We start from the raw sequence: 12,185 nt of genomic DNA, 5'->3' as shown, positions 1-12,185 counted from the left end.
CACCCCGCCAACCTTTGATTGCTGAGTTTTCTTCCTTTATCTTTGTAACATGGATGCAATAAAAGAATCGGTTTTCATCCGGAGCCCGAAAGCCTGCTAAACACACAATTGGTAGAGTACCATTTTTTCTATTTTTTTTCCTTTTTTCCTGGCGCTTATTGAACAAAAACGGCCTATATTTATTTACTTTACATCAAACTGACGATTCAATAATTTTAATGACAGAGACCAGCGAGAAAATTTGGCTTTCATCGCCCCACATGGGTACGACCGAATTGATGTATGTACAGGAAGCTTTTGATACGAACTGGATTGCCCCGCTCGGCCCGCATGTGCGTGCCTTTGAAACCGAATTAAAACGACTTACGGGCAGGTATGCCACTTCACTTAGCTCCGGGACAGCTGCTATTCATTTGGCGTTGATTATCGCTGGGGTTACAAACAAAGATGAAGTCATCTGTCAGTCTTTTACCTTTTGCGGGACGTCGCACCCTGTCCTGTACCTGGGAGCTACACCCATTTTCGTTGACAGCGAGGAGGAAACCTGGAACATGGATCCTCAGTTGTTGGAGGAAGCTATTCTGGACAGAATCAAGCTTGGTAAGAAGCCAAAAGCCATTATTTACGTACACCTGTATGGCATGCCTGCAAAGGTGGAGGCCATTAAAGCGGTGGCCGAAAAATATGAGATTTTCCTTATTGAAGATGCGGCCGAAGCTGTTGGCTCCTCCTACATGGGCCAGCCTGCTGGTAGCCTGGGCGACATCAGCGTATTGTCTTTTAACGGGAATAAAATTATTACCACAGGAGGGGGTGGAGCTTTATTGTCCGCAAAGCTGGATTTAGTTAGCAAAGCTACCTTTCTCGCCACACAGGCCAGAGATCACGCCCCTCACTACGAACACAGCGAGGTAGGGTACAACTATCGGCTTAGTAATGTGTCCGCTGCTATCGGCAGAGGGCAAATAGATGTGTTGCCAGAGCGAATCAGGCAGAGAAGGGATAACTATAAGTTTTACCAAAGAGAGCTTGATGGAAACCCTGGAATAGTATTTCTTCCGGAGCCGGAAGGGCATTTTTCGAACCGGTGGTTAACCACTGTGCTCATTGATGCCGCCAAAGCAGAGGGTGTCACCAGAGAAGAGGTCAGGCTGGCTTTGGCAAGGGAGAATATTGAGAGCCGCCCCATGTGGAAGCCCATGCATTTGCAGCCGATTTACAAAGGCGCACCTGCTTACCTGAATGGCGTATCAGAGCAGTTGTTTGAAAACGGACTATGTCTTCCTTCCGGATCGAACTTAACGCTGGCCCAGTTAGAGAGGGTCGTCAACGGGGTGAAAGCAGTTTTTAATCTTGTGTCCAAGAACACCTGAAGTTTTGAGCAGCAACTGCTGCCAGATAGTCACTACTGGACAGCCACGAAGCGCCATATTGAGTGGCATTTAACAACTCGGGTATCCGCTATTTTACCAATCCTGTATAACTCACACCAAACCCCACCGTCTTAAAGCTAAACGTATAGAGTTTTACAAAGCATTTTTCGTCTGGCAACCGTCCAATCAGCCCAAGGTTCACATCCTTTGCCTGGTACTCGGCAGCTACCAGCAGGTGCTTGTGTGCTTTCCACCTTGCCGACCCAAAGAAACCTACTTGATAGTTATTCTCTTTTTTGACAATATCGATCGAATCAAATCCGGTGAAAATCAGCGTTCTAACTACCCAGGGAATACCAACCCCTGCTGACAGAGTGAGCTCCTTGCCACCTAGATTGAAATGCTTGGTGCCGGTAATAAAATTGGAATCCACAAAATTGCTTGTACCCAATGGGATATACATGCCAAAAAGTAGAGCTGGAAATTTATCTGTTTCCTTTTTGAGCAGAAACCTTAAGCTCCCGGATCGATCGCCTATGCCGTAGTCTAGGGGAGCGTCAACGATTGGAGTAAGGTTGAAGGTAAGCTCCATAAATGGGAGGAAACCAAGGGTCACAAAATTGTGAATTTCGTGCGTCCCTCGTCTATTGGGATAAAGAATGAGGGCCTCTTGTTGTGGGTTAAAGCTGCTGCCAAAGGCTATTTTCTTGTCCCCAATCACCCGGGCTTCCGGCACGAGGAAGTTGCCCGACTGCCCGGTAAGGGTAAATTGTGCCAGGCAGGGGTGCAGGGTTCCTGCAAAAAGCAGTATACTTGTGAGTAGAAATCCAATTTTCATGCGCCTTTTTGCAAACAGTATTTTTATCACAATAGGTTTGGTTACGCTCTTTGCCTTTTCGGAGGCGCTGGCCCAGCCTGCTGATTCACTCAGAGAGCTGTTGCAAACCAAAGGTGCGGAGAACATTCAATATTTCAAAGACGAGCGGGGAAGAGGGCACTATACTTTGGAGTACCGCCTGCACCGCAACCCTGTTGTGTTACTCAATGAACTGCCTGATTGGGTGGCAAAGTCAGACACGGTAGCCCTCACGCTGATGTGGTATGGCAGCCCATGGACTACGCTGAGTGGCGGCAATGTGACGGCCGCTACAAACAATGATAAGCCGTCGAGAAGAATAAAGCCATCGGTTGCTGGCGGGTGGCCCTATAAACTCGATATTTCTGTTGCTCCGGTAGTTTTTGCTGAATTTGGTGACGAGTTCGATATATTTCGCACGCAGCTGGCGCTGGCACCCAAAATCAATTATTTGTTACCTTTTGGGCTGAGTGCCGACGTGCAATGGATATTCCCCATTCAAAACGATTTTGAAAGCCGCTTCGGTTTCAGCAGCAGGCCGGGTCAGATCAGCCTGAGTTATACCAAATCTTTCATCCCTAACCACATTTTCGTTGCTTCCGCCGGTACCTTCCTCAACAGGCAGTATGGAGCCAGCGTCGACTATGTCATCAGGGCAGGAAGGGATTATTTTGGAGTAGCAGCCAATTTATCTGCTACATATGCCTACGAGGATCGGGCGTTGTACCGGGAACCGTTGGAGTATGTAAGCGGAGGAGTTTGGTGGATGCATTCCTTTCCACAGCACGACCTTTGGACGAAGGTTTCCTTCGAACGGTTTCTCTACGAGGATTATGGTTCCAGAATTGAGTTGTTTCGTCAGTTTGGCAACAATGAAATGGGCTTGTATATGACGGCCTCTGCCAGAGGCTTCAACGGGGGGGTGCAATGGGCAATGCCACTTTTTCCAAAGGCATTTTATAAAAACAAATACCTTCAGGTGCGCCCGGCTAACCAATTTCTATTCACCTACGAATACCTTCGCAACCAAAATGATGGGGAAAGCCTGATGAAGTACCGGCAAACAGACAGGTCACTTAGGGCTTTGCATCCTTCTTTTATTAAAAATCATTTATTATCATTACTTAAAATATTATAATTTATCCGATAAGATTGCAACTTAAGAAGCAAATTACTAGTAAATTGCGCATTGAAAGTTGTTATTATCAACTGGCTCAACCAATTGTTCTTCGGTAGGGGTGTCAGTTTGGGTCAAAATTCAAAGTCAATGAAACGAATACTTTTAAAAGGCTCGGTACTGGTGGCAATGCTGCTCATTTTTTCGGACTGCGAGCAGCAGATCGTAGGACCCGTCCCTAATTTTGATTATGAATTTCCTTCTGGAGGAATTGATGTGGGTGACGTGGCATTGGAAGATGTAACGCCCGATGATATCACACCGGGGAGCATGAATACAGATGGCCAAACAGCCTTCGGTAGCAATCTGGCCAATGTTAACACCAACCCTGCAGCATTGGCGGCGGTGCGAGACCAGCTTACGTCCTTGACCCAGGCGCTGTCAACCTCTCAAAAGAATGCCGTGAAAGGCTTGAATGTCAATTCGCTCCCCACACAGGTAAAAAACGGAGTTGGCGATCCCAACAGTAACCTGATATCGTTGATCGCTTCTATTCAGGGGCTGCTGAAAGACTACCCTCAGCTGGCTCCGCTGGTGCCAGCTATGACCTTGCCCACTGGCGGGCGGATATTGAACGATGGGGGTCGGACTTTAGAAGTCACAGTCCCGTTAATCGAAACGAAAGTATTTGCTGTAAATGCCTTAGAGCTTGATTGCGAGGCAGCAGCACGACGGGCGTACAATACGACTGTAGCTGAGATCGACTCAGCCTACAATGCCCAGTTGGTGTTGATCAGTAACAAAGATTCGGAAAATATTCAAGCGGCTATTGCCCTGCGTACAATCAGCATTGCAGCGGCAAACACCCGCTACACAGAAAGAAACCTGGTGTTTAGGGCTCAGTACGATGCTTTTGCTGCCAGCATAGCCAGCTCTACTGTCTTTACTCCAGCTGAGATTGAATTGTTGAATATACTGAATACGTTGATCTACGCCATCGATTTGTACAACAGTACATTGCTGCTTAACCTCGAATTAACAGCTATTTCCAACCAGTTGGCAGCTAACCTGGCGAAAGCGGCCGCTGCAAAGACGAGGATGACGAATGAGGCAAATGCATTGAGAAACACCGCTGTCAAAGCCGCCACGGATCGGTTGAACGATGGCCTGAACACTTGCCACAACCAGGGCGGAGCCTCTGGAGGTGATTGATATTAGATTCGAAATGGATAAGAAGATATTGAAACCACTTACTCTTAAATGTATGCGTGGATTTATACCAGCCTTACTAGTGCTTTTTATTTTTGCGGGGCAGGCTGCCTTTGGGCAGGCCTCACTTACCTACCTCAATGTGGAAGGAGGATACTATAAGCCTTCACTCGGCTATTGGAACAATGACTCCTATCTAACTGGCTTCGATATGAAGCTGGGTGGGGGTTTGTACTATGGTGGAGGTGTGGGTTTCCGGGTGTATGATAGTTATTTTGGCAGACTTTCTGTGGGTCAATTCTCTACCAGCGACAAATCTGAGCCCATCAACCTTGGAGGGCTCACCAGAGAGGAGTACCTGAAGATCAAGATCATGCCGGTATCGCTGGACTTTTTGTATGAATTCCAAACACTCGCCAAAGACAAAATTTTCCCATATGTGGGTGCAGGAGCCTCGATCAACTTTATCCAAAGAACCTATAAAAGAAGTGCCAATACAGGCCTTGACGAAGAGGGCTCTGATACAGGTCGGGCCAATTCGTTTTACCCACTGGTTGGGGTATCTTACAATGTAACCAACTATATAGATGTTGGACTTGAGGGCAGATTTCCGATAGGGAGCTATAAGCAGGCCTTTTCGACAGTTACAGAAGATCCAAATAGTTTTACCGTGGAAACTGTGTCTATCACAGGCCCGATTGTGTCGTTGAAGGTGAACCTCCGCTTTGAGCCAAGAGGCCACAGAAGAAGCGCTTCATCAAGATACAGAGGCAACTACAAAGTAGGCCGCAGGAGATAAAACCGGATAGTCGCACAAAAATACTGGAATGAAGGGTCAGCACAACGCTGACCTTTTTTTTGTGCAGTAACGGCCCCTATTTGTGCCTCTTGCACTCTTGTGATCAGAGAGCCTCCACAAAACTTCCCCTTAGGGTCTCCGCCAGGGACCCTGAGGGAGATAGCTACATCACTTCCCCTTGGGGTCTCTGGCAGGGACCCTGAGGGAGATAGTCTCACTACTTTTCATTCTTATGCTTGAGAAGGCTACAGAAGTCTGCTCCATGTATCTCACAAAGGGCATCAGCGCTATCCAACCCTTTCGGCGTCCTCTTCGAGAGACACCAAAAGGATATGGTTTTCGGGATAAGGTTGTTTGGAGAAAAATCCCCTTGGGGTCTCCGGTAGGGACCCTGAGGGAGATAGTCTCACTACTTTTCATTCTCAGGCTTGAGAAGGCCACAGAAGTCCAATCCTTGTATCTTACAAAGTACATTAGCGCTAGGCAGGTCTTTTGGTGTCCTCTTCGAGAGACACCAAAAGGATATCGTTTCATGATAAGCTTGTGTATAAGAGCATCCCTTGGGGTCTCCGGTAGGGACCCTGAGGGAGATAGTCTCACTACTTTTCATTCTCAGGCTTGAGAAGGCCACAGAAGTCCAATCCTTGTATCTTACAAAGTACATTAGCGCTAGGCAACCCTTTCGGTGTCCTCTTCGAGAGACACCAAAAGGATATGGTTTTCGGGATAAGGTTGTTTGGAGAAAAATCCCCTTGGGGTCTCCGGCGGGGATGCTGAGGGAGTTAGCTACATCACTTCCCCTTGGGGTCTCTGGCAGGGACCCTGAGGGAGATAGTCTCACTACTTTTCATTCTTATGCTTGAGAAGGCTACAGAAGTCTGCTCCATGTATCTCACAAAGGGCATCAGCGCTATCCAACCCTTTCGGCGTCCTCTTCGAGAGACACCAAAAGGATATGGTTTTCGGGATAAGGTTGTTTGGAGAAAAATCCCCTTGGGGTCTCCGGCGGGGATGCTGAGGGAGTTAGCTACATCACTTCCCCTTGGGGTCTCTGGCAGGGACCCTGAGGGAGATAGTCTCACTACTTTTCATTCTTATGCTTGAGAAGGCTACAGAAGTCTGCTCCATGTATCTCACAAAGGGCATCAGCGCTATCCAACCCTTTCGGCGTCCTCTTCGAGAGACACCAAAAGGATATGGTTTTCGGGATAAGGTTGTTTGGAGAAAAATCCCCTTGGGGTCTCCGGTAGGGACCCTGAGGGAGATAGTCTCACTACTTTTCATTCTCAGGCTTGAGAAGGCCACAGAAGTCCAATCCTTGTATCTTACAAAGTACATTAGCGCTAGGCAGGTCTTTTGGTGTCCTCTTCGAGAGACACCAAAAGGATATCGTTTCATGATAAGCTTGTGTATAAGAGCATCCCTTGGGGTCTCCGGTAGGGACCCTGAGGGAGTAGGTTCACCACTACCCGCCAAAAATCCGTTGCAAAAACCCTTTCTTTGAAGCTTCCTTAGCCATTTCCATCTCATCCCCCTCAATCATTTTCCATATTTCGCCCCAGGGAGGCAGTCCGCCAACATTTCGGTCGTCGATAAAAAGATCCACGTTCACTTTCCGGTAGGGACCCTGAGGGAGTAGGTTCACCACTACCCGCCAAAAATCCGTTGCAAAAACCCTTTCTTTGAAGCTTCCTTAGCCATTTCCATCTCATCCCCCTCAATCATTTTCCATATTTCGCCCCAGGGAGGCAGTCCGCCAACATTTCGGTCGTCGATAAAAAGATCCACGTTCACTTTTCTACTTTGTCCTTCCTCAAACCCCTCGCCGGGAAAGGTTTCGTTGATAGCATAAAAGGTGAGGCCTTGTTTTTCACAGTAGGCGATCGCTTCTTCCAGATACCTGCCTTCCCGAATTGTCCAAAGCACTAGCCGGTGATTGCGTTTTTGCAGTGCTTTGAGTGTCTCTACAGCAAACAGGATGGGCTTGCCAATTTTTGGGTAAGCATGTTCTACAATGGTGCCGTCAAAGTCCACGGCGATAGTCAAAGTTTGTCGCATGTTTGTCGCTTCTGTATGCAAATATAAAGAATGAGCAGACAGCACGTGCCGCTATCCAATTTAACCATTTGTTACCGATTTCTTTTTCGCAACCCGATGAGTTTTGCCTAACTTTGTTCAACAAATCCAAAATTGATGAACTACTATAATCATATCGTTGAGACCATAGGAAACACCCCTTTGGTGAAGCTGAACAAGGTGTCGGCGGGCATAAAAGGCACCATTCTGGTGAAGGTCGAGTACATGAATCCTGGTAACTCTGTGAAGGACAGGATTGCATTGAAAATGATTGAAGATGCGGAGAAGGAAGGCCTGCTCAAGCCAGGGGGCACCATTATAGAGGGCACTAGCGGAAACACGGGCATGGGCCTTGCTCTCGTCGCTATTGCCAAAGGCTACCGTTGCATTTTTACCATGGCCGACAAGCAGTCGCAGGAAAAAATAGACATTCTGAGGGCTGTAGGGGCAGAAGTAGTTGTTTGTCCTACCAACGTGGAGCCCGACGATCCAAGGTCGTACTATTCCGTGGCGAAAAAGCTGAACAAAGAGATTCCAAACTCACTTTACCCCAATCAGTACGACAATCTTTCCAACTACAAGGCTCATTACGAGTCAACGGGGCCGGAGATTTGGAAAGACACAGCCGGTAAAATAACGCACTATGCAGCTGGTGTGGGCACAGGCGGCACCATCAGCGGAACGAGCAAATACCTGAAAGAGCAAAAGGCAGATATTGTCACGGTAGGTATCGATACCTACGGGTCTGTGTTCAAAAAATACAAAGAGACGGGCATTTTTGACCCCAACGAAGTATATCCCTACCTCACGGAAGGCATTGGCGAAGATATCTTGCCCAAGAATGTCGATTTCTCAACCATCGATCATTTTGTGAAAGTAACGGACAAAGACGCTGCTATCATGACCCGGCGACTGGCCAGGGAAGAGGGGCTTTTTGTGGGCTGGTCGTGTGGCTCGGCGGCATATGGAGCGCTTGAGTATGCAAAAGAGCATCTGAAAGACGGCGATGTCATGGTGATCATTCTGCCAGACCACGGGACACGCTATCTGGGTAAGGTGTATAACGATGCATGGATGCGCAACCATGGATTCCTGGAGGAAAGAACTTTTGCTACCGCCAGAGACATCATCAAACGCCGCAATGGCTATACCAAACTCACAACAGTCAACAAGAATATGAAAGTGGGCGATGTGATTGGCGTTTTCAATATCGACGGGATTTCACAGCTTCCGGTGGCGGATAAAGATCATTTTGTAGGCAGTGTACACGAGACCAAGCTGCTCAATAGCCTGATCCAGGATCCGAGCATTAAGGACAAACCTGTAAGTGAGGTAATGGATCCGTCGTTTCAGTTTGTAGGCATGGACAACACCGTCGATGTGCTTTCTTCTCTGATCAACAAGGACAATAAGGCGCTGTTGGTGAGAGATGAGACGAATAAGGTGCACATCATCACTGAGCATGATCTTTTGATGGCACTGACACGCTAAGCCACTGATAATTGTCTTTGAAGTGTGCGGTAGTCTTTTTACCTTGACACTTCAATCTAAATTACTCACCTCTTTACTTGCAATCCCGATGGGTCAACACCTGTCGGGATTTTTTTTGGCTGTACGTTAGAGTGCGTTGCCGTCACACACCCAAAGGTTAAGGTGCTGTATCTTCACACACCTTTAGGTTAAGGTGTGGTGTCTTCACGCACCTTGAAACACTTCTTCACGGGTTCAGTCTTCTTCTCTTCTTCGTGCCTTGGTGTCTTAGTGGCTCCGTACCCTTGGTGTTTTTATATGCCGTACCTACGGCACTTGCAGGCCTGCTTGGGGTGCCACCGGTGGTGTTACCCATGTTCCGTCCCTACGGGACTTTTCTCTGTGGTCTCCCTTTCTCTGCGGTGGCCATAGTCTCTTCTTTTTTGTCTCTCGCAAAGTCTTCTTGCTTCTTCTTACTTATCTCGAGTTCAGGTGTCGTGTCTTCACGCAACTTGAAATACTTCTTCACGGGTTTAGTCTTCTTCTCTTCTTTGTGCCTTGGTGTCTTAGTGGCTCCGCACCCTTGGTGTTTTTATATGCCGTACCTACGGTACTTTTAGTGTTGTTGGGGGTTGCCGCCGTTGGTGTGACCCACTTTCCGTCCCTACGGGACTCTTTCTCTGTAGCCTCCCTTTCTCTGCGGTGGCCATAGTCTCTTCTTTTTTGTCGCTCACAAAGTCTTCTTGCTTCTTCTTACGCATTTTGAGTTTGGGTACTGTGTCTTCACGCACCTTGAAATAATTCTTCACGGGTTTAGTCTTCTTCTCTTCTTTGTGCCTTGGTGTCTTAGTGGCTCCATACCCTTGGTGTTTTTATATGCCGTACCTTCGGCACTTGCAGGCCTGCTTGGGGTGCCACCGGTGGTGTTACCCATTTTCCGTCCCTACGGGACTTTTCTCTGCGGCTCTCCTTACGTCTGTGATGACATCCTCCCAATGCAAACCCCTCAGACTTCCAATTTCCTCAAATTCTTCACTATCCCTCAATGAAGTCACCCCGAGAAAACCCATATTGCGTCAAAATTGCACCATGCGTTCATCTTCACCCATAGGCATATTCGACAGCGGCATAGGAGGCCTCACCGTGGCCAGGGCCGTCAAAGACCTGCTGCCCGATGAGCAGCTCATTTACTTCGGCGATACCGCCCACCTTCCGTATGGCGAGAAGTCCGTGGCTGCCATTCAGGCCTACAGTGTTCGCATTGCCGACTTCCTCATTCAGCGGGGGTGTAAGCTCATCCTGATTGCCTGCAACTCGGCCAGTGCGGCTGCCTATGACCTGGTAAAAGAGTATGCTGGTAAAAAAGCCCAGGTGTTCAACGTCATCGACCCAGTGGTGGACTATGTGCGGGAGACCTATGCTGATGCGGCTATTGGATTGATAGGGACTAAGGCGACGGTACAAAGTGGCGTGTACCAGCAAAAGATTGAAAACCTGGATAATAAAAATCAGTGCAAGGCGCTGGCAACGCCGCTGCTCGTTCCTATGATAGAAGAAGGCTTTCTGCACAACCGCATCAGTCACGATATTATCGAGCAGTACCTATCGTCGTCGACGCTGTCCGACATATCGGCGCTGATTTTGGGTTGCACGCACTATCCATTGATCAAAAAGGAGGTGGAAGCCTACTATAATGGTAAGGTGCAGGTAATCGACTCTTCGGTGACAGTAGCCAGGGCGTTGAAAGGCTTTTTGGAGCTTCATAACCTGAAGGCTGCCAGCCGGACGCATGAAAATCAGTTCTTTGTGTCGGATTACACTGCTTCATTTGAGGGCACCACCCGGCTTTTTTTCGGTGAGTCAGTTAGTTTGGAAAAGTTTGATCTTTGGGAGTAACGCAATCCCCTTGGGGTCTCCGGCAGGGATCCTGAGGGAGTTAGCGACGCACTTTTTATTCTCATTCCTGAGGAGGCTACATAAGTCTACACCATGTATCTGACAAAGAGCATTAGAGCTGGCCAACCCTTTCAGTGTCCTCTTTGAGAGACAACAAAAGGGTGTCGTTTTCAATAAGCTTGTTCGGATAACCATCCCCTTGGGGTCTCCGCTAGGGACCCTGAGGGGTTTTTACCCCCTATTTTTTATTAGCGACGCACTTTTTATTCTCAAGCAAGAAGTTAACAGAAGTCTACACCATGTATCTGACAAAGAGCATTAGCGCTGGCCAACCCTTTTAGTGTCCTCTTCGAGAGACCCTAAAAGGATATCGTTTTCATGATAAGCTTGTATTGAAGAGAATCCCCTTGGGGTCTCCGGCAGGGATCCTGAGGGGTTTTTACCCCCTATTTTTTATTCAGATTGTATATTATTTTATTTTAAAAGTATCTATTTTGAAGTAATGTCTATTCATCAAACACATTCGGAGAAGAATGCGATATATTTCGTCACTTTTACATGTTTTCAGTGGTTGCCATTGATTGATGAGACTTCCTGCTATCAATATTTCAATAAGTGGTTTGAATATTTGACGACTCAAAAGGCTTATCTATTAGGATACGTTATCATGCCAAATCACTTTCATGGATTGATATATGTTGATGAGAATTCTGAGAAAACGATTAATCAGTTTGTTGCAAATGGGAAAAGGTTTATCGCTTATGAAATTATCAGGAAGTTGAAGGAGCAAACTCACCATGGTATCTTGACAAAGTTGGAAAGTGGCCTTTCCAGGAGGCAGGTCGAGCGAGGCAGTAAACATGCGGTTTTCATATCGTCGTTTGATGGGAAGCTTTGTTTCGATAGAGAAATGGTTGAAACTAAGTTAAATTATATTCATAAGAATCCTGTCAAAGGAAAATGGAGGCTGGCGGATGACTGGGTTCATTACCAGTATTCAAGCGCAGGTTTTTACGAACTTGGGGAAAGCAATTCTTACCTACGGCACTACCGAGAATTCATTTAAGCTCCCTTTTGCGATTTTGTTACAACTCTTAAGGGTGCCTTAACCCCTCGGAGTGTCTGCTCGGGATCTTTAGGGGTTAAGTTGGATATTCTCTCTAAAACAGGATTTCGTCGACGAACCCTTTCAGTGTCCTCTTCGAGAGACACTAAAAGGATACGTTTTCATGATAAGCTTGTATTGAAGAATCCCCTTGGGGTCTCCGGCAGGGATCCTGAGGGAGTTAGCGACGTACTTTTTATTCTCATTCCTGAGAAGGCTGCAGAAGTCTACACCATGTACCTGACAAATGGATATTCTCTCTAAAACAGGATTTCGTCGACGAA

The 12,185-nt window shown here is 47.3% G+C and carries 11 protein-coding genes; 7 read left to right on the top strand and 4 right to left on the bottom strand.

Going from position 1 to position 12,185, the window contains the following annotated elements; genetic code table 11:
- Positions 1-218 precede the first annotated feature (218 nt).
- Positions 219-1,373, top strand: coding sequence for a DegT/DnrJ/EryC1/StrS family aminotransferase (locus RT717_RS19915; protein ID WP_317488109.1), 1,155 nt, complete (start codon positions 219-221; stop codon positions 1,371-1,373).
- 88 nt (positions 1,374-1,461) lie between these two features.
- On the opposite strand, the gene RT717_RS19910 is transcribed toward RT717_RS19915, so the two are convergent.
- Positions 1,462-2,211: a YjbH domain-containing protein gene (locus RT717_RS19910; RefSeq protein WP_317488108.1), complete on the bottom strand. Its 750-nt coding sequence runs from the start codon at positions 2,209-2,211 to the stop codon at positions 1,462-1,464.
- Between RT717_RS19910 and RT717_RS19905 the strand changes: the two genes are divergently transcribed.
- The 3 genes from RT717_RS19905 to RT717_RS19895 all read left to right on the top strand — a co-directional run bounded on the left by RT717_RS19905 (position 2,210) and on the right by RT717_RS19895 (position 5,354).
- On the top strand, positions 2,210-3,367 hold the full coding sequence (locus RT717_RS19905; RefSeq protein ID WP_317488107.1) for a hypothetical protein: 1,158 nt from the start codon (positions 2,210-2,212) through the stop codon (positions 3,365-3,367). The genes RT717_RS19910 and RT717_RS19905 overlap by 2 nt on opposite strands.
- Positions 3,368-3,496: 129 nt before the next feature.
- Positions 3,497-4,558, top strand: coding sequence for a hypothetical protein (locus RT717_RS19900; RefSeq protein WP_317488106.1), 1,062 nt, complete (start codon positions 3,497-3,499; stop codon positions 4,556-4,558).
- A 52-nt stretch (positions 4,559-4,610) separates the two neighbouring features.
- Complete coding sequence (locus tag RT717_RS19895) at positions 4,611-5,354, top strand: hypothetical protein (protein ID WP_317488105.1); 744 nt, start codon at positions 4,611-4,613, stop codon at positions 5,352-5,354.
- A gap of 1,465 nt (positions 5,355-6,819) precedes the next feature.
- On the opposite strand, the gene RT717_RS19890 is transcribed toward RT717_RS19895, so the two are convergent.
- The gene (locus RT717_RS19890) at positions 6,820-6,999 is read right to left on the bottom strand and encodes a hypothetical protein (RefSeq protein WP_317488104.1); all 180 of its coding nucleotides are present in this window, start codon (positions 6,997-6,999) and stop codon (positions 6,820-6,822) included.
- A 2-nt stretch (positions 7,000-7,001) separates the two neighbouring features.
- Positions 7,002-7,412: a BT0820 family HAD-type phosphatase gene (locus RT717_RS19885; RefSeq protein ID WP_317488103.1), complete on the bottom strand. Its 411-nt coding sequence runs from the start codon at positions 7,410-7,412 to the stop codon at positions 7,002-7,004.
- A 135-nt stretch (positions 7,413-7,547) separates the two neighbouring features.
- Here RT717_RS19885 and RT717_RS19880 point away from each other — a divergent pair, with 135 nt between their 5' ends.
- Positions 7,548-8,921 carry a cystathionine beta-synthase gene (locus RT717_RS19880; protein WP_317488102.1) on the top strand — a complete coding sequence of 458 codons (1,374 nt, stop codon included), beginning with the start codon at positions 7,548-7,550 and terminating at the stop codon, positions 8,919-8,921.
- A 584-nt stretch (positions 8,922-9,505) separates the two neighbouring features.
- Here the strand turns inward: RT717_RS19880 and RT717_RS19875 are convergent.
- Entirely contained in the window at positions 9,506-9,709 is a 204-nt protein-coding gene (locus tag RT717_RS19875; protein ID WP_317488101.1) for a hypothetical protein, read from the bottom strand.
- A gap of 280 nt (positions 9,710-9,989) precedes the next feature.
- Here RT717_RS19875 and murI point away from each other — a divergent pair, with 280 nt between their 5' ends.
- Both murI and RT717_RS19865 read left to right on the top strand, forming a co-directional pair.
- The gene (murI, locus tag RT717_RS19870; protein WP_317488100.1) at positions 9,990-10,796 is read left to right on the top strand and encodes a glutamate racemase; all 807 of its coding nucleotides are present in this window, start codon (positions 9,990-9,992) and stop codon (positions 10,794-10,796) included.
- 1,243 nt (positions 10,797-12,039) lie between these two features.
- Positions 12,040-12,165, top strand: coding sequence for a hypothetical protein (locus tag RT717_RS19865; protein WP_317488099.1), 126 nt, complete (start codon positions 12,040-12,042; stop codon positions 12,163-12,165).
- Positions 12,166-12,185 lie beyond the last annotated feature (20 nt).

Origin of the sequence: Imperialibacter roseus (genome assembly GCF_032999765.1) — a bacterium.
GTDB lineage: Bacteria > Bacteroidota > Bacteroidia > Cytophagales > Cyclobacteriaceae > Imperialibacter > Imperialibacter roseus.
Note: the sequence above shows the minus strand (reverse complement) of the source record. Positions and strands in the feature narration are given on the sequence as shown.